Below are 18,789 nucleotides of genomic sequence, written 5' to 3'. Positions count from 1 at the left end.
GAGGCCGAGGGCGCTGACGATCGTATCGGCCTGAGCTTGCAGTGCTTTTTTAAAATGCCGGGCATGGCCTTCTCCGCTTGGTATTCCCCACTTACGGGAGATTTACGTCAGATATTAAGCTTGTGGCGTCAATAGCGGCCTTGATCGGGACCTCGCGCCGACATGCTCTTTGACATTTGCGCTGCAAATAAGTAGGAACGGCGCAAGTTCGGCTGCGAGTGTTGCAGCCACAGCGCTTCGCGCGCGAAAATCCGAAAGACAGATTTAGATGACCGATTACAACGGCGCCGTCCCGGCGATCGCCAAGGCGTTGGCGAAGCGGGGCTATGTAACGCTGACCCCCGTCCAGAAATCCATGCTCGACCCCGCGCTCACCTTCTCCGACGCGCTGGTTTCGGCGCAGACCGGCTCGGGCAAGACCGTTGCCTTCGGCCTTGCGATCGCACCGACATTGCTCGGCGACGCGGAAAAATTCGGCCCGGCGCGGCAGCCCTTGGCGCTCGTCATTGCCCCGACCCGCGAACTGGCGATGCAGGTCACCCGCGAGCTGGAATGGCTTTACGAGATGACCGGCGCGGTCATCACCAGCTGCGTTGGCGGCATGGACATCCGCAGCGAACGGCGCGCGCTTGAGCGCGGCGCCCATATCGTCGTCGGCACGCCCGGCCGCCTTTGCGACCATATCCGCCGCAATGCGCTCGACATGTCGGCCCTCAAGGTCGCCGTGCTCGACGAGGCGGACGAGATGCTCGATCTCGGTTTCCGCGAGGACCTGGAATTCATCCTGGACTCGGCCCCTGCCGAGCGCCGCACGCTGATGTTCTCGGCGACCGTGCCTGCCGCCATCGCCAAGCTCGCCAAGAGCTATCAGCGCGACGCGGTCCGTATCGCTACCTCTGCCGAGGAAAAGCAGCATGTCGATATCGAGTATCGCGCGCTTGCCGTCGCATCGGCCGACCGCGAAAATGCGATCATCAACGTGCTTCGTTATTACGAAGCGACCAACGCGATCGTGTTCTGCTCGACCCGTGCGGCCGTCAATCATCTGACGGCCCGGTTCAACAACCGCAATTTCGCTGTCGTGGCGCTCTCCGGCGAGCTGACGCAGAACGAGCGGACCCATGCGCTGCAGGCGATGCGCGATGGCCGCGCCCGCGTCTGCATCGCGACCGACGTCGCCGCCCGCGGCATCGACCTGCCGGGTCTCGACCTCGTCATCCATGCCGACCTGCCGAGCAATCCGGAAACGCTGCTTCACCGCAGCGGCCGAACCGGCCGCGCCGGACGCAAGGGCATCAGCGCGCTGATCGTGCCGGTCAACGCCCGCCGCAAGGCCGAGCGCCTGCTGGCGGGTGCCGGTATTTCCGCCACTTGGGACCGTCCGCCGTCTGCCGAAGATGTGATGCGCCGCGACGACGAGCGTCTGCTGGCCGATCCGATCTTTAGCGAAAAGCCGCGCGAGGAAGAACAGGACCTCATCGCAAAGCTGGTTGCGAGCCATGGCGCGGAAAAGCTGGCGTCCGCCTTCGTCAATCTCTACCGCACCAAATATTCGGCGCCCGAGGATCTGATCGAGATCTCGGTGCAGCAGGATACCCGCAAGCCGCGCGAGCGCGCCGGCGGCGAGGGCGATTTCCCGATGACCCCGCGCCCGTCGCGCGACGAGTTCGGCCCGGCCATATGGTTCTCGCTATCGGTTGGCCGCAAGCAGAATGCCGAGCCGCGCTGGCTGATCCCGATGCTCTGCCGCAACGGCAACGTCACCAAGCGTGAGATCGGCGCGATCAAGATGCAGCAGGACGAGACCTTCGTCGAGATCGCCGCCGATCATGCCGACGCCTTCATGCAGGCGGTTGGCAAGGACAAGGCGCTGGAACGCGGCATCCGCGTCACCCGGCTGACCAGCGCCCCGGACCTCAGCCGTCCGGCACCGGCCAAGCCCTATGTCAAGAAGTCCTACGACGATCGCCCGAAAGAGCCTCACGGCGATGACTGGGCGAAGGGCAAGCCGCGGAAGAATACGTCCAACGCGGCAGGCCCTGGCGGCCCCAAGGCAGCCGAGGCACGCGACGGAAAGCCCTTCAACAAGGATGCCAAGCCGTTTCGCAAGGACGCCCAGCCCTTCAAGAAGGACGACAAGCCTTTCAAGAAGAAGGACAAGCCGAAACTGGCCAACAGCAGCAATTTCGAGCGCCGGAAGTAGGCCAGGCACAGCGTGCCATCCGGAATTGCGAGATTTCAGTGAGACCAGGGGCGGCCCGGAGCCGCCCCTTTGTCGTTTCAGAGGGTCTCTTCGAACAGCGTCAGCAGGCGCTTGAAGTGGCGCTCGGAACCGTCCTTGTCGTAGACGCTGTGGTCCGGCACCGCCCAGCCGTGCGCCATGCCGACATAGTTCTCAACCGCATGATCGACGCCGGCGACGCGAAAAGCTTCGGCGAAGCGGGCTGACTGTTCCGGCGGAAAGCTGTTGTCGACGCCGGCGACGCCGACATAGATCCGTGCCTTGATCCGGTCCGCCAGCCTGTGCGGACTGTCTTCGGCGTCGCTTGCGAGATTGCCGCCGTGGAAGCTGGCGGCCGCCTTGATGCGCTCCGGATAATGGGCTGCGGCGGTGATCGCGCGGGCGCCGCCCATGCAGTAGCCGACCGTTCCGATCGCACCGGTGACGCCTTCGGTTTCCAGCGCTTCGATGAAGGCGGCGCTGTCCTGCGCCGTGAGTGCCTGGGTGGCTGTCTGCATCATGGCCCTGATCCGGGTCTTGGAGCCTTCCTCGCTGAAGGCGGTCCGCGCGTTGAACGGACCATAGTCGCCGGAGCGGTAATAAAGATCGGGAACGAGCACGGCGTAACCGGCATCGGCGATGCGCTGGCCCATCCAGTAGAGCGCCTCGCGCGGGCCGAAGGCATCCATGTAGAGGATGACGCCCTTGTCCGTTGCAGCGCCGTTCGCAGGCTGGATGACGGCGGCCTTGGCGGTGCCGTCCTTGGTCTTGATCTCAATATCACGCTTCATGAAAATATCCTCTCGCGCTTCCGACCGGACGCCGGCGAGCTTATGTCGGCGCGCTGCCGCGGCTTTTCAATAATCAACTCCGTGACCTCGGCCAATGACAGAATTGTGAGGCCGGCCCTGGCGATTGCGGCTGGACCGGCCTTTCGCATTGCCGCATGTTTTCGCCGGGAATGAGCATGAACGCAGTTCTTTGGGATCAGCATGATGCTACGGGCTCTCGCACTCGGTCTTTCCGGTCTCCTTCTCTCCGCCTTCGCCGCGTTCGCTCAGGATGGCCTGCCCGTCAGCCAGTGCCAGGCGATCGCCCAGAAGCTGCCCGGTGTCACCTTTGCGAGCTTCAACCCGTCCGGTTTGCAGTACGCCCAGGCAAAAAAGAATTTGGCGCTGGCCGACAGGGAAGAGGTGAAGATCACCTTTGTCGGCCATTCCACCTATTTCATCGAAACCCCTGAAGGGGTCGGCATCGCCACCGACTATAGCGGCGCCTATCGGCCCTCGCGCCTGCCGGACGTGGCAACGATGAACAAGGCGCATTCCACCCATTTTACGCTGAGCCCCGACCCCGGGATCAAGCATGTCCTGCACGGGTGGAGCGATGTGCCGGGCGAGAAGGTCCAGCATCGCCTGATGGTCGGGGATGTCTATATCCGCAATGTCATGTCGGATATCCGCAACTGGGGCGGCGGCATCGAGGAAAACGGCAATTCGATCTTCATCTTCGAGGTTGCCGGCCTCTGCATCGGCCATCTCGGCCACCTGCATTTCGAGCTGAATGAGGCCCAGTATACCGAGATCGGCCGCCTCGACATCCTCATGGTTCCGGTCGACGGCGGCTTGACGATGGGCGCGGACAGCATGAGCCGGGTCGTGCAGCGGCTGCGGTCTTCGCTCATCCTGCCGATGCACCGCTGGGGGCCGCCGCTCGACAATTTCATCGCCATGTTCGACGCCAAGTTCGACATCGCTTATGCCAAGGAACCGACGATCCGGGTGTCGATGCGCAGCCTGCCGAAAAAGCCGACGATATTGGTGCCGCAGGGACTCTGATCGCCCTCGCGGCCTTATTCGCGTTCAGTGGAACTGCGGGAAGGCGAGGTGCTGCTTGACGCCGACATCCGGCATCTTCTCGTCATGCAGGTTGGCCTTGGCGATCTCCCAACCGAATTTCAGCGTGCTGTCGGTGGAAGCCCAGATTTCCGCGTCGTCGACCCGGAAGGCGAGCAGGGTCAGCTGCGGATCTTCCTTGCCGTGCTCGTACCAGGCCGAGGTCACGGCGCTCCAGTATTCGTCGATCTTGGCGCGATCGTTACGGATCTCCAGCGTGCCGGAAAGGCAGGCGTGGTAATCGTGGTTCTTGCCGACGACGCAGAAATGTGCGCGGCTGCCGGCGCGGATGGCGCGTACAAGGTCCGTATCACTCTTGGTGAAGAACCAGATCGTGCTCGATTTCGGATCGGCATTCGGCGCCATCGGCTGGAAGTGCATATGCGAGCCCTCGATGCCGAGCATGCCGGCATGGATGTTGTTGATCTCGTCCCAGAGCTGGCGTTCGGGCGCTTCGCGGGCTTCGGTAAGGCTTGCCATCGATTGTCTCCTGGTTGTTCGTCTGCGTGAACAAACGGCAAGGCTTTGGCTTTGTTCCTGCTTGTTTCGGCGGGGCGGCATCAGGAAAAGCCTCGCCTTACCCAGGAAATGCCCTTGAATGGCTCCGGCTTCGAAATTATAAGGCGCCATTCCAGAACGAGTTCCAGAACAAGCTAAAGTGTCAGGGGTGCCATGGCTGGCCATTCACAGTTCAAAAACATCATGCACCGCAAGGGCAAGCAGGATTCGATCCGGTCGAAGATGTTTTCCAAGCTTGCGCGCGAAATCACCGTTGCCGCCAAGACGGGTCTGCCTGATCCGACCATGAACGCGGCGCTTCGCTTGGCGATCCAGAACGCCAAGGCGCAGTCGATGCCCAAGGACAATATCGACCGGGCGATCAAGAAGGCTGCCGGTTCCGACGGAGAGAACTACGATTCCGTCCGTTACGAAGGCTACGGCCCGGGCGGCACGGCCGTCATCGTCGAGGCGCTGACCGACAACCGCAACCGCACGGCCTCCAACGTCCGCTCGACCTTTACCAAGGCCGGTGGTGTACTCGGCGAAACCGGCTCGGTTTCCTTCTCCTTCGACCATGTCGGCGAAATCACCTACAAGGCGAGCGTCGGCGATGCGGACAAGGTGATGGAAGCAGCGATCGAGGCTGGTGCCGACGACGTGACCACCGACGAGGATGGCCACACGATCATCTGCGCGTTCGAAAGCCTCGGCGAAGTGTCCAAGGCGCTCGAAGCGACGCTCGGCGAGGCCCAGACCGTCAAGGTGATCTGGCGGCCGCAGAACACGATCGAGGTGGATGAGGAGAAAGCGCAGTCGCTGCTGAAGCTCATCGACAACCTGGAAGACGACGACGACGTGCAGAGCGTCTATTCGAACTTCGAAGTTTCCGAAGAGGTCATGGCCAAGCTTTCGGCCTGAAATTAGGGCCGATCTCGGACAAGAAAACGGCACCCGATTGGGTGCCGTTTGCATTTCAGGGACATCATGCTCAGAAGATCTGGACGCTCAGAAGATCTGGCGCAGGGCCACGTAGAGCACAAACGCGATGCCGATCGAGGCGGGCAGCGTCAGCACCCAGGCGAGCAGCATGTTGCGCACCGTCGACCATTGCAGCCCGGACCCGTTTGCCGCCATGGTGCCCGCCACGCCCGACGAGAGCACATGGGTGGTGGAGACCGGCAGGCCGAAATGGTCGGCCGCCCCGATCGTCACCATCGCGACGACTTCCGCCGAAGCACCCTGTCCATAGGTCAGGTGCGTCTTGCCGATCTTCTCGCCGACCGTCACCACGATGCGCTTCCAGCCGACCATGGTGCCGAGGCCGAGCGCCAGCGCGACGGCGACCTTGACCCAGAGCGGAATGAACTTCGTGGCGTTGTCGACGGCCTGGTGGTAGGCCTTGACGGCATCGAGATCGGCGCCTTGCATCGGCAGCAGCTTGTTCTTGTCGATCAGCTTCAGCGCCTCGCCGATCAGATAGACGTCGTTGCGGATGTTGCCGACCAGCGAGGTCGGCACCGCTTCGAGCGTCGGGAATTTCGAGATCTGCTCGCTCGAGGCGTGGATGAACCGCTGCAGCGCCAGTGTCGTCGTATCGTTCCAGGTCTTGTTCCTGACCGCGTCGGCGACTTCCGCCCGAGTGTCGGTTACCATGACGCCCGGCTTGACGTATTTCTGCAGCGCCGTCTCGACGTTCGTCGAGGCCTGTTCGTAGGCATGCAGGTATTGCGCATCGGGGGTGCGGTTGAGTGCAAAGGCGGTCGGTACAAGGCCGATCAGGATGAGCATGATCAGGCCCATGCCTTTCTGGCCGTCGTTGGAGCCGTGCGCGAAGCTGACCCCGGTGCAGGTGAAGATCAGCAGGCTACGGATCCACAAGGGTGGCGGCTTGTTGCCCTTCGGCTCTTCGTAAAGCGCCTTGTTGCGGACGAGCACCTTCATGATCAGAAGCAGGATCGCCGCAAGCCCGAAGCCGATCAGGGGAGAGATCAGCAGCGACAGGCCGATATTGCTCGCCTGCGACCAGTCGACGCCGCTGGTTGCCGTGCCCTGCGGCGCCAGGAACTGGTTCGCTAGGCCGACGCCGATGATCGAGCCGATCAGCGTATGCGAGCTGGAGGAGGGCAGGCCGAGATACCAGGTGCCGAGGTTCCAGATGATGGCGGCGATGAGGAGCGCGAAGACCATGGCGAGGCCTGAGCCGGAGCCGACCTGCAGGATCAGTTCCACCGGCAGCAGTGCCAGGATCCCGAAGGCGACCGCGCCACTTGAGAGCAGCACGCCGAGGAAGTTGAAGAAGCCCGACCAGACGACTGCCAGTTCCGCCGGCATGGAGCGGGTGTAGATGACCGTCGCCACCGCATTGGCGGTATCGTGGAAGCCGTTGACGAACTCGAAGCCGAGCGCGATCAGCAGCGCAAGGCCGAGCAGCGCCCAAGGAACCGAACTGGCGACCGAAAGGTCGTTCGCCAGGGCATAACCAACATAACCCAGGCCGCCGATCAGCACGACGCCGAACAGGGGGATGAACCATTTTCCGAGTGAACTGGGGTTTTCCAGAGGGTGGCAGGACGGAGAAACACTGGGTTTGGAAGCGATGGCGTCTGTCACGTTTCGGTACTCCGCGTTTGCCAGGATTAACAAAAGCTAACTCTGGTCGGTGAACCTCTTGTGACGCCTGCTTTCTAGGCGGGGATGGGCTGTTTCTCCATCATCGGCAAGGTGGCGAACAATTCGACCGAGCGCAGCCGCGCATCGACATTGTGGATCGGCATCGAGATGATCAGTTCGTCGGCGCCGGTTTCTCCCAGGAAATCCCTGAGCTTTGCCTCCACCGTCGCAACCGAGCCGACAGCTGCGTAACGCAGCGTGTGCTCGACGTTCATCTTTTCCATCGGCGTCCAGAAACCTTCCATGCTGTCGAGCGGCTTGGGAAAGCGGGTGCGGACGTTCTTGCGAAGATTGACGAACTGCTGCTGCGACGAGGTGAAGGCGCGCTCCGCTTCGGCATCCGTTTCCGCCGCGACGCCCATGACGCCGACCATCATATAGGGTTTGTCGAGTTGGAGAGACGGCTTAAAACGGTCGCGGTAGATCGAGATCGCTTCCATCAGCATGTCGGGCGCGAAATGCGAGGCAAACGCATAGGGCAGGCCGAGGGCGGCTGCGAGATGGGCACTGTAAATGCTCGATCCGAGCAGCCAGATCGGCACGTGCGCATCCATGCCCGGCACGGCAAGCAGGCCCTGGTCCTTTTCTGGCGTACCGAGCAGGCGCTGCAGTTCGAGAATGTCGTGGGGGAAACTTTCGGCGCCGGCATCGAGATTGCGGCGGAGCGCGCTTGCTGTGCGCATGTCGGTTCCCGGCGCCCGGCCGAGACCGAGATCGACCCGGCCCGGCAGCAAGGCTTCCAGCGTGCCGAACTGTTCGGCGATGACCAGCGGCGAATGGTTGGGCAGCATGATGCCGCCGGAGCCGACGCGGATGGTCTTGGTGGCCGCGCCCACATGGCCGATGACAATCGCGGTTGCGGCACTGGCAATGCCTGGCATGCCGTGATGTTCGGCGAGCCAGACGCGTTTGTAACCCTGCTCCTCGGCCTTGATCGCCAGGCGGCGGGACTGGTCGAGCGCATCGCTCACGGAATAACCTTCACCGACGGGTGAAAGATCGAGAATGGAAAAGGGGATCATCGGCACGTCCTGGAGGCGGTATAACTGACAGAGTGTTCCACTTATCTAGGCAGTCACGTCCAGAAATACGACCCCGAGGTTGACAGAAAAGCGCCGGTCGAAAGGGTCGTGACGGACGACCCCTCCAACATCAGGATTTGACCAGCCGCAGGTGCGAACCGGGTTTCACGGGCTTGAGGCTCTCCGGCACCGCCACTCCTCCCGCATTGAGAATCGTGACGGGCGTGAAACGTCCCGCATGGTGGTCGATCGCGCCGATCTCGCGGTTCATGCGGCCGAGCTTCGCCGTTAACGCATCGAGCGCCCCTATCTGGTCTCGGCTCGCCTTGGCAAGCGTCGTCATCGTGGTTCTGACGGCTGCGATCGCTTCGATCTCCTTGCCGGAGCCTGCCGCGAGCGCCGCCACGTGACCATGCACGGCATCCGCATAGATCGTCATCGCATCCAGTTCTCCACCGGCCTTCTCGACAGACCTGCCACCGAGTTCGGCCGCTTCCGCCGACCTGCGCGACAGGCCGGAGATCTCCTTGGCTGCTTCGGCGGCCCGCTCTGCAAGTCCGCGGATTTCCTCGGCCACGGTCTTGAAATCGGCCTCGGCCTCCCCCGAATGAGCCGCTTCGACGCCGGCATTGAGAGCGAGCATATTGGCCTGGAAGGCGATCTCCCGGATGTTAGCTGCGGCGGGCTCGATCTTGAGCGATGCCTTGCGGATTGCCTCCATCGCCACGGTTGCCGCTTGCATCATCTCCTTCGGGGGGCGCAGGTCGAGCCGGGCATTGTGGGCAATGTCGGCCGCGTGCTGCGCCTGCAGCTTTCTCGCCTTGAGCGCTTCCGCAAGTGTACCGACATCCGCGGCGGTCTTGGCTATGGCTGCCGTCAGGCGGCCACCGGCCTCGGCCGTTGCCGCCATGTCGGCGCAGGCCTCGGCACAGTCCGTATGAAGGTCGTGGGCGCCGCTACCGATCATTCCGAGCACATCTTCCAGGATCGTCAGGGCGTGGTTGAAATCTGCGCGCAGGCCCTCGTATCTTTCGGGGAACGGCATATCGATCCGGACGGTAAGGTCGCCGACCGCCAGGCGCCGCAGGCCTCCGTCGAGCGCTTCGACCACGGCCTTCAGATCGTGTGCTTCGTCTCCGGCGGCCTCAAGGTCGCGCATGCGAGCTTCCGCCGCAGCCGTCTCCTGCCGCTCGCGCTCCTCTTCGTCTTCGACGAGGCGGGTGAGATGATCGCGGCAAAGCCGCTCCAGCGCCCGGGAGATCGAGCCGATTTCATCGGTGCGGGCCAGATGTTCGCGTGGCACCGCCGTCTTGCCGGCGGCGATCTCCGAGACGGTTCCTGCGATTGTCCGCAACGGATTGATAAGTGCGCCGGCAAGCGAGATGGTGACGAGTGTCAGCGTTATCAGCGACGCGGCTATGCCCAGCATTTCGAAAGGCGTCGGTGCGTCGGCGACATAAAAGAGGAGCCCGGCGAGAATCCCATTCTGCGTCAGCACAAGCCCGATCACCTTGCCGGAAAGGGAATGATGTCTGCCTATCATGGCTGCCTCCTCACATTGCGTTCAAGCCGCGATTTGCAACGCGCGAGGCGCCTGGGCGTTGCCGATCGGCGACCCGAAAGGGAGCAAACCTTCCCGGCATGGTTACCGGAAGGTAAATGACGTTCTATTCGCGTTTTCGGTTTGTTCACATTCTCATGGCACTGGTTGGGGCATCAGGATAGGGTATGGGCATGACAGGCACGATTCGTATCATCGGCATTGATCCGGGGCTCCGACGCACCGGCTGGGGCATAATCGAGACGCTCGGCAACAGCCTGAAATTCGTCGCCTCGGGCACCGTGACCTCCGACGGCGACCTGGACCTCGCCTCCCGTCTCTGCCAATTGCACGACGGGTTGGCGGAAGTGGTGCATGCCTATCAGCCGGACGAGGCGGCCGTCGAGCAGACCTTCGTCAACAAGGATGCGGTCGCGACGCTGAAGCTCGGCCAGGCGAGGGGCGTCGTCATGCTGGTGCCGGCACGGGCCGGGCTGCCGGTTGCCGAATATGCGCCGAATGCTGTCAAGAAATCGGTGATCGGCGTCGGCCACGGTGAAAAGCAGCAGATCCACATGATGCTGAAGATCCTGATGCCGAAGGCGGAGTTCAAGGGCAATGACGCCGCCGACGCGCTGGCAATCGCCATCTGCCACGCCCACAACCGCGGCGGCCAGCGCATGCGCGCCGCGCTCGCCGGCTAGTTTGTTCTTGACTTGTTCTGGTTTGGCCGATAAGTAATACCTCAGAGGTATTACCATGCGCGTTACTGAAAAAGGCCAGGTTACGATCCCCAAGGAAATCCGCGACCGATTGAAGATCGGACCGGGATCGGAGGTGGATTTTGTCGTGTCTGATGATGGCGTGAGGCTTGTCAGGCTCGACGACAGCAAACAGGACTACAAGAGCTTCGAAGAATGGGCGGACAGCGTCAAGGGCACCTGGGATCTAGGCGGCATGACGACCGATGAGTATATCGATTGGCTTCGGGGACCGCGCGATGACCTCGACCGTCGTTGATACGAATGTGCTGATCGATATGCTGGGGTCCGCCACTCCGGCGCGAACGTGGTCGCTCCGTGCATTGAAACGGTGCGCGGAAGAGGGCGAACTTATCCTCAATCCGGTCATCTGGTCGGAACTGTCGGCATCGCCTCTGAGCGAGCTCGAGATCGTCCTGGCATTCGGCTGGCTCGGCATGAAGCGCGAGACCTTGTCTTATGATGCGGCATTTCAGGCAGGCAAGGCGCATTTTTCCTACCGCAGGTCCGGCGGACTTCGTGAACGGACTCTGCCGGATTTCCTGATCGGCGCGCATGCCGTGGTCCGTTCTCATCGTCTCCTGACCCGTGATGCAGCCCGTTACCGCGCCTATTTCCCTTCGCTCGACATCATCTCCCCCGAAACCCATCCCTGACGGACATCTTTCATGATCGGCAAGCTCAAAGGCACTATCGACGAGATCGGCGACGACTATGTGCTCGTCGACGTTCATGGCGTCTGTTACGAGGTCTTCTGCTCGTCGCGGGTGCTGTCGAAGATGGGTTCGGTCGGCGAAGCGGTGGTGCTGTTCATCGAGACCTATGTGCGTGAGGACCAGTTCAAGCTCTTCGGCTTCCTGACGGCGCTGGAGCGGGAATGGTTCAACCTGCTGCAGAGTGTGCAAGGCGTCGGCGCCAAGGTGGCGCTCGCGGTGCTCTCCACCCTGACCCCCTCCGAGCTTGCCAACGCCATTGCCCTGCAGGACAAGACGACAGTCTCGCGTGCGCCCGGCGTCGGGCCGAAGGTCGCGGTGCGGATCGTCACCGAACTCAAAAACAAGGCGCCTGCCTTTGCCGGCGAGGCTTCGGGCAATATCGGCCTCAAGCAGGAGCTTGGCGAGGGCGTTGCCGCAGCACCGGTTGCCGATGCCGTCTCGGCGCTCACCAATCTCGGTTATTCCCGAGACCAGGCCGCGAACGCGGTTGCGGCAGCTCTCAAGAACGGCGGCGAGGGGGGCGATAGCGCCAGGCTCATACGGCTGGGGCTGAAGGAACTGGCTCGGTGAGTGGAAAATTTGCGAGTTTATCGGAATAATCGTATTATTTCCTCCAATCGCAGTTTTATCGGAGGAACGTGCTATGGGTTGGACGCTTACGCTTTCCGGCAAGGGGCAGCTGACGATACCGAAAGATTTGCGGGAAGCGATCAATTTGCATCCGGGAGATGAGGTTGTTTATTCGGTGGTGAACGGAGATCTCGTGATTACACCGAAGAATATCGATTTCGGCGACCTTGTCGGTCTTCTCGGCAATCCGCCGAACGGCGCTGCAACATTGGAGGAAATCGACGCAGCCGTGCTGGCCGCTGGCGGAGCCAATGTCCTTGATATCGGCGACGATGAACAAGCGGATGCAGCGGAATGACGTTGCTGGGGCTGGATACCAACGTCATCGTGCGCACGCTGGTTGCGGATGACCCACAGCAAATGGCAGCAGCGAAAGAGTTCGCAAAAGGACTGGGCCGGGAATATACCGCATTTGTAACGCTTATCAGTCTGCTTGAACTCGATTGGGCCCTCCGATCGCGATATGGTTTCAAGAAAAAGGAAGTCGCACTTGCCATTGGGAAGTTGCTGCGGACGCGCGGGCTTGTGATAGAAAGCCATGCGCTTGTCGTTGCTGCGCTTCGGCAGGTTGAAAACACGAACGTGGATTTCGCTGATGCTCTCATCGCCGGCCGCTCGTTGGAAGAGGGATGCAAATCCATTAAAACCTTCGATAAGAAAGCCGCTTCGCGCGTCCCCGGAATGGAACTTCTCGCATGAGTGAACCCGCCCGCCTGATAACGCCGGAAAAGCGGGGTGAAGACCTGGATACGACGCTGCGCCCGCAGTCGCTGGACGAGTTCACCGGCCAGGCGGAGGCGCGCGCCAACCTGAAGGTGTTCATCGAGGCGGCGAAGAACCGCGGCGAGGCGCTGGACCACGTGCTGTTCGTCGGCCCGCCGGGGCTTGGCAAGACGACGCTGGCGCAGATCATGGCCAAGGAACTCGGCGTCAATTTCCGCTCGACATCCGGCCCGGTCATCGCCAAGGCAGGCGACCTTGCGGCCCTGCTCACCAATCTCGAGGAGCGGGACGTGCTCTTCATCGACGAAATCCACCGGCTCAACCCGGCGGTCGAGGAAATCCTCTATCCGGCGATGGAAGATTTCCAGCTCGACCTGATCATCGGCGAAGGCCCGTCGGCGCGATCGGTGAAGATCGACCTTTCGAAGTTCACGCTGGTTGCGGCCACCACCCGGGCCGGTCTGCTCACGACGCCGCTGCGCGACCGGTTCGGCATTCCCATCCGGTTGTCCTTCTATACGGTCGACGAGTTGGAACTGATCGTCCGGCGCGGTGCGCGGCTGATGAGCCTTTCGATGACCGATGCAGGCGCCCGCGAGATCGCACGCCGCGCCCGTGGCACGCCGCGCATCGCCGGGCGGCTCTTGCGCCGGGTGCGCGATTTCGCCGAAGTAGCGAAGGCCGAGGCGGTGACGAAGGAGATCGCCGACGAGGCGCTGACCCGGCTGCTGGTCGACAATATGGGTCTCGACCAGCTCGACAAACGCTATCTCAACATGATCGCCGTCAATTTTGGCGGCGGCCCGGTCGGCATCGAGACGATCGCCGCCGGCCTGTCGGAACCGCGCGATGCGATCGAGGACATCATCGAACCCTACATGATCCAGCAGGGTTTCATCCAGCGCACGCCACGGGGCCGCGTTTTGACCGCAAACGCGTGGAAACATCTGGGAATGCAGCCGCCGAAGGATCTTGAGGCAGCGCAATTCCGGATGAATCTCGAGGATGACTGAGTGTTCACAAGGCGGACTTTGCTCAAGGCCTTTGCCGGAGGAGTTGCGACCCTGTTCGCTCTGGCCGCCTATCCCTTCGTGGAGGTGATGGCACGGCCTCGGTTGACGCAATATGCCGTCACGCCCAAGCGATGGACGCCGGGATTGAAGCTGCGCGTTGTCGTCCTTGCGGATATCCACGCCTGCGAGCCGTGGATGAGCCTCGACCGGATCGGGTCGATCTGTTCGGCGGCCAATGCGCTGAACGGGGATGTCATCCTGCTGCTCGGTGATTACGTGTCGGGAATGAACCTGCTGACCGAGCATATCCCGTCGGCGGATTGGTCGCGGGTGTTCTCGGTGCTGAAGGCGCCGCTCGGCGTTCATGCGGTGCTCGGCAATCATGACCATTGGGAGGATCTTAGATTCCAGAGAGATCCCCTCGCCGAGAATATCGCGGCGGCTGCACTGAGGGCCGTTGGAATACCGACCTACATCAACGAGGCCGTCAGGCTGGAGAAAGACGGCCACTCGTTCTGGCTGGCGGGCCTCGGCGATCAAATGGCTCTGCGCCCCGGCAAAGACTTCAAGCGGACGATGATGAGGGGCATCGACGATCTTCCGGGAACGCTCGCGCAGATTGACGATGACTCGCCGGTGCTGCTCATGGCACATGAGCCGGACATATTTCCGCAGGTGAGCGAGAGGGTCAGTCTGACGCTTTCAGGTCATACCCATGGCGGCCAGATCAATATTCTGGGCTGGCAGCCCGCCGCTGCGTCGCAGGGCTCGCGCCGTTATCCGGCCGGACATTATCGTGAGGGGGAGCGTGATCTCGTCGTGTCCCGGGGCCTCGGCTGTTCCATCCTGCCGGTAAGAGTGGGTTCGAGGCCGGAAATCGTCGTGATCGAACTGGGGTAAACCGCATGGCGCGCACTCGCATCCGTATCAAGACCAAGAGCAAGCGCATTTTCCAGATGCGGATTGCCGGGCTTGGGTTCCGGGACGGTTACGTGCTGGTGCATCGCGCCGTGGACGAGGCCTTCTGGACTTTTCCGGGCGGGCGGGCGGAGATCGGCGAGACATCGGAAGAGACACTCAAACGCGAGATGGTCGAGGAGATCGGCGTCGAGGTAACTGTCGGGCGGCTGCTCTGGTCGGTCGAGAATTTCTTCCACTATGAAGACCGCGACTGGCATGAACTCGGGTATTATTACGTGATGGACATCCCGGAGACCTTTCCGTTTCATCCGACGGATATCGTCCATCGAATCAAGGACGAGCACGATCTGGAATTCAAATGGGTGCCGGCGACAAGCGAGGCTCTCCGGGCGCTCGACATCCCGCCGTATTTCATCGCCGAGGAGATCGAGAACCTGCCGGTCAGTCCGCGCCATCTCGTCTGGCGCGACGGCGATCTGGATCTGAAATCCTAGTTCGGCCTTTTGGGCATTCCAGCGGGTTTGAAAGGCCGAGGCCGTGGATCGCCGGCTGTCGTGCCGACTGACGCATGAACGGCCCTGGCGTGCCGGCTGGAACATCTGCGCATTGCTTTCCGTTTCTCCTGCGAAAGGAGAACGCCATGCGGAAGATCGAGATCGGAAACGAGGTCGGATGGACTTGGGGGCGAGCCGAGGCCAGGGGCAAGACGATCAAGCGCAAGGCGGATGCCGATGAGCCTGCGTTCCTAATCAGCGTTCTCCAGAGTCAGTCCGAACTGAGGAAGACCCATGGATAGCGAAATCCCTGATCACATCCCGCCCGCCGAAGTGGCGCAAGCTGCTGAAAAAGGCTTGAAGCTCCGCTCCCAGTACCGCCGCGGCGGCACGATGGTCGGGGTAGCGCGAGCCCGCGACCTCAAGAACCGCAAGTCGATCTCGGAAAAGACGGTGCGGCGGATGGTGAGCTATTTCTCCCGCCACAAGGCTGACAAGCGGGCCGAGAATTTCGGCGACGACGACAATCCATCGACAGGCTATATCGCCTGGCTGCTCTGGGGTGGCGATGCGGGCCAGAAATGGGCCGAGGAACACAAGAAGGCGATCGAAAAGGCAAAGAACGAGGCGAAGATGCGGCGCTTCACGCAGTCGCATTGAGAGTAGCGGCAAGATCTGTGATCGTCTGTCGTAAGAGCGGCGCGCCGCCCGGCTGCCAGCCGAGTGCCCTCAGTTTGTCCGTCGACATGACGCTGACGATGCCGCGATCTGCCGGCGGCGGCAGGTTGTGTTGGGGACCTGAGAGAGAGCCGAGGATTTCGTTGGTGTCGGTCAGAATGTCCGACGTGTTGAAGACCTGGCCGGCGATCTTGCCGGTTTCGGTTTCCAGCATGAGGCGAACGGCGGTGGCAATATCGCGGCCGTGGACCTCCGTTCCCGCCCGTGATGGAACCGGCCGGCCGGCGAGGTAATCCGCAAACAGCATGTCCCATTTGGTGGGGCGCAGATTGCCGTAGACGCCGGTGAGCCGGAGAGACGAGGTCGCAAAGCCGGGGGCCGAAAGCTCCGCCAATGCTCCCTCGGTCCAGAGTTTGATCTCGCCATAGAGGCTGTCGGGCTTCAAAGCGAGACCTTCGTCAAGCGCCGTTCCGGCCGGTTGCCCGTCATAGACGGCCCTGCTCGAGAGGAAGACCGCCCGGCGGGTGCCGGCCTTCCTGGCGGTCTCGAACAACTTGACCGTGCCATCGAGGTTCAGCCGCCGGAAGCGATCGGGATCATTGCCTTCGCCGCCGCGATATTTTCCGGGCAAATGGTCGAAGGCAGCATGGACGAAGAAATAGGCCTCGTCGAAAGCTTCGATCTGGTCGAGGGCGGGATCGAGCGAAAGGGGTGCGAATTCGACAGGTTTGGAAAAGAAGCCAGGCGCCGGCGGACTGCGCCCTCCGACAATCACCTGATATCCGGCATCGATGAGGCCTTCGACGATGTAGCGGCCGACCAGGCCCGTTCCGCCCGATATCAGCACCTTCATGGCGTTTCTCCCGGTTTCGGCAGGCTGGAGAGGGCGGGGATCTCGCGATCCTCGTAAAATGCATGCCAGAGGTCGATCAGCGGCCGCAGCCGGTCGGCCTTCGGGTGATCCTTCTCCCACGGCTTCTCATACTGGTAATGCAGCACGCCGATGCTTTCCCAGTCCCAGAGATCCGGCATTTTGAACCAGACATATTGCAGCATGTTCATGAAAACCGGCAGGCCGTGCCAATCCGGGAAGAAGGCCTCCAGAAACGTCTGGTCGGTGCGCCGCCAGAAGGCGTTCGGCTGGTCGAGTGCCGTCAGCATGTTTGCGAAAGTCTCGGCAGACGGTTTGGCGACGAAGACGCCGGAATTCAGCCGATGAAAATCCGAAAGGTTTTCGTAGACGTTCGGGGCGGCGGAAAATTCCGGATAGGCGAACAGCTGGTCGATCGGCTTTAGCATCAGCGCGTCGGCATCGATAAAGACGCAGGTTTCGTATTCGATGAGCTGCCAGAGTCGAAGCTTGCAGAAATTATCGAGCGGCGTGTGAAAATCCGGTTTGCGGCCCTTGGTGAAAGGCGCGGCGCCATGCAGGTTTTTTCGCGCATGCCGTTCGTTGAACGCGTCGGAGAGTGGCAGATGCTCCACCTCGACGAGCCGGCAGCCGAGGGTTTCGAGCGGGGCCAGCGCCGAGCCCTCGACGCCACCGGTCTGGAGGACGACGATATCGGCCTCAGTGCCGGTGCGGCGGATGGATCGGGCCAGCGCAGTGGCGCCCATGGCATAATCGGCATTGGTGACGAGGGTGACGAAGGCGTTGGTCATGAGGCTCGGTGCCTCACGACACAGACTTCAGCCGTACACCCTCCGGGTCATGCTCCACTTTCGCGGCGATGTCTCTCGTCCAGGCGGAGACGGCCGGAACGCGTGATCTATCAACGCGATAGGCGTATTTCTTCGCGACGTCGACGATCTCTCCGAGCAGTCCTTCGCCGAGGGTGGTCGGCTCGAGGCCAAGGCCGAGGAATTTTTCGTTCTTCACCACCAGCTCGTTTTCCGGCGCTTCCTTGCGCGGGTTCGGCAGCCAGGCGATCCTCGAACCGGTCATTTTCGCGATCATCTCGGCAAGATCGCGCACCCGGTGGGTTTCGGTCATCTGGTTGAAGATCTCGACGCGGCCGCCGCGCGCCGGTGGATTGTTCAGTGCAATCTCGATGCAGCGGACCGAATCCTGGATGTGGATGAAGGCGCGGGTCTGGCCGCCGGTGCCGTGGACGGTGAGCGGGTAACCGATCGCCGCCTGGATGAGAAAACGATTCAAGACCGTCCCGTAATCCCCGTCATAGTCGAATCTATTGATCAGTTGAGTATGGCGGCGGGTCTGCTCTGTGTGGGTGCCCCAGACGATGCCCTGGTGCAGGTCGGTGATCCGCAATCCGTCGTTCTTCGCGTAGAACTGGAAGAGCTGCTGATCGAGGCATTTGGTCATGTGGTAGATCGAGCCGGGATTGCTCGGATAAAGGATTTCCTGCGAAACGGTGCGGCCGTCGGCGGTTTCGATGCCGACCGGCAGATAACCTTCCGGGATCGCCGCGCCGACCGTCGAATAGCCGTAGACGCCCATCGTGCCGAGATGCACCAGATGCGCGTCGAGATCGAGTTCGACCAATGCATTCAAAAGGTTATGGGTGGCGTTTACGTTGTTGCTGACGGTGTAGTTCTTGTGCCGGTCGCTCTTCATCGAATAGGGCGCGGCGCGCTGCTCGGCGAAGTGGATGATGGCGTCGGGGCGATGTTTCGAAAGCCAGCCCTTCAGGAGTTCGTAATCCTTGGCGAGGTCGATCAGGTGGAAATGGATGCGGCGGCCGGTTTCGGCATGCCAGATGCGGGTGCGTTCCTGGATGCTGTCCATCGGCGTCAGCGACTGGACACCGAGCTCCGTATCGATCCAGCGGCGGGAGAGGTTGTCGAGGATGTGGATCTCGTGGCCGGCGTCCGACAGGTGAAGCGATGTCGGCCAGCCGACGAAACCGTCACCGCCCAGGACTGCAATCTTCATGGGTACTCTCCGCTGGTTTTCGACTTATTTCCTGATAGGGAGGATATGTGACAGGACGTCAAAACTGGGGCGGCATTGCGCGCTTATCCAGTGGAGTAGCGGAAATTT

22 protein-coding genes are annotated in these 18,789 nt (G+C 61.8%); 14 read left to right on the top strand and 8 right to left on the bottom strand.

Going from position 1 to position 18,789, the window contains the following annotated elements:
- The first annotated feature begins 268 nt into the window (after positions 1 to 268).
- Positions 269 to 2,203 (top strand): DEAD/DEAH box helicase, encoded by a 1,935-nt coding sequence (locus tag RG540_RS14865; RefSeq protein ID WP_038589345.1) that lies wholly within the window; start codon positions 269 to 271, stop codon positions 2,201 to 2,203.
- Positions 2,204 to 2,280: 77 nt separating this feature from the next.
- Here the strand turns inward: RG540_RS14865 and RG540_RS14860 are convergent, their stop codons facing one another.
- Positions 2,281 to 3,012, bottom strand: a complete 732-nt coding sequence (locus tag RG540_RS14860) for a dienelactone hydrolase family protein (RefSeq protein WP_038589342.1) — start codon at positions 3,010 to 3,012, stop codon at positions 2,281 to 2,283.
- A 201-nt stretch (positions 3,013 to 3,213) separates the two neighbouring features.
- On the opposite strand from RG540_RS14860, the gene RG540_RS14855 reads away from it, so the two are divergent.
- Positions 3,214 to 4,059 (top strand): MBL fold metallo-hydrolase, encoded by an 846-nt coding sequence (locus RG540_RS14855; RefSeq protein WP_038589339.1) that lies wholly within the window; start codon positions 3,214 to 3,216, stop codon positions 4,057 to 4,059.
- Positions 4,060 to 4,083: 24 nt separating this feature from the next.
- Here the strand turns inward: RG540_RS14855 and RG540_RS14850 are convergent, their stop codons facing one another.
- Positions 4,084 to 4,596, bottom strand: a complete 513-nt coding sequence (locus tag RG540_RS14850) for a pyridoxamine 5'-phosphate oxidase family protein (protein WP_038589336.1) — start codon at positions 4,594 to 4,596, stop codon at positions 4,084 to 4,086.
- A 192-nt stretch (positions 4,597 to 4,788) separates the two neighbouring features.
- On the opposite strand from RG540_RS14850, the gene RG540_RS14845 reads away from it, so the two are divergent.
- Positions 4,789 to 5,535 (top strand): YebC/PmpR family DNA-binding transcriptional regulator, encoded by a 747-nt coding sequence (locus RG540_RS14845; RefSeq protein WP_038544911.1) that lies wholly within the window; start codon positions 4,789 to 4,791, stop codon positions 5,533 to 5,535.
- 87 nt (positions 5,536 to 5,622) lie between these two features.
- On the opposite strand, the gene RG540_RS14840 is transcribed toward RG540_RS14845, so the two are convergent.
- The 3 genes from RG540_RS14840 to RG540_RS14830 form a co-directional block, all read right to left on the bottom strand.
- Positions 5,623 to 7,215, bottom strand: coding sequence for an inorganic phosphate transporter (locus RG540_RS14840; protein WP_038593893.1), 1,593 nt, complete (start codon positions 7,213 to 7,215; stop codon positions 5,623 to 5,625).
- 86 nt (positions 7,216 to 7,301) lie between these two features.
- A complete protein-coding gene (locus tag RG540_RS14835; protein WP_038589333.1) occupies positions 7,302 to 8,309 on the bottom strand; it encodes an LLM class flavin-dependent oxidoreductase in 1,008 nt (335 codons plus the stop codon).
- Between the two features lie 130 nt (positions 8,310 to 8,439).
- Entirely contained in the window at positions 8,440 to 9,852 is a 1,413-nt protein-coding gene (locus tag RG540_RS14830) for a methyl-accepting chemotaxis protein (protein WP_038589330.1), read from the bottom strand.
- Between the two features lie 191 nt (positions 9,853 to 10,043).
- Between RG540_RS14830 and ruvC the strand changes: the two genes are divergently transcribed.
- The 11 genes from ruvC (at position 10,044) to RG540_RS14780 (ending at position 15,767) form a co-directional block, all read left to right on the top strand.
- Positions 10,044 to 10,553, top strand: coding sequence for a crossover junction endodeoxyribonuclease RuvC (gene ruvC / locus RG540_RS14825; protein WP_038593890.1), 510 nt, complete (start codon positions 10,044 to 10,046; stop codon positions 10,551 to 10,553).
- Between the two features lie 55 nt (positions 10,554 to 10,608).
- Positions 10,609 to 10,869, top strand: a complete 261-nt coding sequence (locus RG540_RS14820) for an AbrB/MazE/SpoVT family DNA-binding domain-containing protein (protein WP_038589327.1) — start codon at positions 10,609 to 10,611, stop codon at positions 10,867 to 10,869.
- Positions 10,850 to 11,266, top strand: coding sequence for a type II toxin-antitoxin system VapC family toxin (locus RG540_RS14815; RefSeq protein WP_038589324.1), 417 nt, complete (start codon positions 10,850 to 10,852; stop codon positions 11,264 to 11,266). Before RG540_RS14820 ends, RG540_RS14815 begins: the two co-directional genes overlap by 20 nt.
- Before the next feature lie 12 nt (positions 11,267 to 11,278).
- Positions 11,279 to 11,896, top strand: coding sequence for a Holliday junction branch migration protein RuvA (gene ruvA / locus RG540_RS14810; protein ID WP_038589322.1), 618 nt, complete (start codon positions 11,279 to 11,281; stop codon positions 11,894 to 11,896).
- Between the two features lie 127 nt (positions 11,897 to 12,023).
- Positions 12,024 to 12,254: an AbrB/MazE/SpoVT family DNA-binding domain-containing protein gene (locus RG540_RS14805; protein WP_244446569.1), complete on the top strand. Its 231-nt coding sequence runs from the start codon at positions 12,024 to 12,026 to the stop codon at positions 12,252 to 12,254.
- Positions 12,251 to 12,655, top strand: a complete 405-nt coding sequence (locus RG540_RS14800; RefSeq protein ID WP_051909436.1) for a PIN domain-containing protein — start codon at positions 12,251 to 12,253, stop codon at positions 12,653 to 12,655. Before RG540_RS14805 ends, RG540_RS14800 begins: the two co-directional genes overlap by 4 nt.
- On the top strand, positions 12,652 to 13,692 hold the full coding sequence (gene ruvB / locus RG540_RS14795; protein ID WP_038589315.1) for a Holliday junction branch migration DNA helicase RuvB: 1,041 nt from the start codon (positions 12,652 to 12,654) through the stop codon (positions 13,690 to 13,692). Before RG540_RS14800 ends, ruvB begins: the two co-directional genes overlap by 4 nt.
- Positions 13,693 to 14,592 (top strand): metallophosphoesterase, encoded by a 900-nt coding sequence (locus RG540_RS14790; RefSeq protein WP_038589312.1) that lies wholly within the window; start codon positions 13,693 to 13,695, stop codon positions 14,590 to 14,592. It begins immediately after the preceding gene.
- A gap of 5 nt (positions 14,593 to 14,597) precedes the next feature.
- Entirely contained in the window at positions 14,598 to 15,107 is a 510-nt protein-coding gene (locus RG540_RS14785; protein WP_038589309.1) for an NUDIX hydrolase, read from the top strand.
- Between the two features lie 146 nt (positions 15,108 to 15,253).
- Entirely contained in the window at positions 15,254 to 15,409 is a 156-nt protein-coding gene (locus RG540_RS32865; protein ID WP_167551676.1) for a hypothetical protein, read from the top strand.
- Positions 15,402 to 15,767, top strand: a complete 366-nt coding sequence (locus RG540_RS14780; RefSeq protein ID WP_037076999.1) for a hypothetical protein — start codon at positions 15,402 to 15,404, stop codon at positions 15,765 to 15,767. The genes RG540_RS32865 and RG540_RS14780 overlap by 8 nt, the downstream gene beginning before the upstream one ends.
- On the opposite strand, the gene RG540_RS14775 is transcribed toward RG540_RS14780, so the two are convergent.
- Genes RG540_RS14775 through RG540_RS14765 form a run of 3 tightly spaced genes read right to left on the bottom strand, consistent with a single transcriptional unit; the run spans position 15,751 to position 18,681 of the window.
- Positions 15,751 to 16,638, bottom strand: a complete 888-nt coding sequence (locus RG540_RS14775; RefSeq protein WP_038589306.1) for an NAD-dependent epimerase/dehydratase family protein — start codon at positions 16,636 to 16,638, stop codon at positions 15,751 to 15,753. The genes RG540_RS14780 and RG540_RS14775 overlap by 17 nt on opposite strands.
- Positions 16,635 to 17,447 carry a glycosyltransferase gene (locus RG540_RS14770; protein ID WP_038589304.1) on the bottom strand — a complete coding sequence of 271 codons (813 nt, stop codon included), beginning with the start codon at positions 17,445 to 17,447 and terminating at the stop codon, positions 16,635 to 16,637. The genes RG540_RS14775 and RG540_RS14770 overlap by 4 nt, the downstream gene beginning before the upstream one ends.
- A 13-nt stretch (positions 17,448 to 17,460) precedes the next feature.
- Positions 17,461 to 18,681 carry an NAD-dependent epimerase/dehydratase family protein gene (locus RG540_RS14765; protein ID WP_038589302.1) on the bottom strand — a complete coding sequence of 407 codons (1,221 nt, stop codon included), beginning with the start codon at positions 18,679 to 18,681 and terminating at the stop codon, positions 17,461 to 17,463.
- Positions 18,682 to 18,789 lie beyond the last annotated feature (108 nt).

It is taken from the genome of Neorhizobium galegae bv. orientalis str. HAMBI 540 (genome assembly GCF_000731315.1).
Lineage (GTDB): Bacteria > Pseudomonadota > Alphaproteobacteria > Rhizobiales > Rhizobiaceae > Neorhizobium > Neorhizobium galegae.
This window is presented reverse-complemented; position numbering and strand designations above follow the sequence as displayed.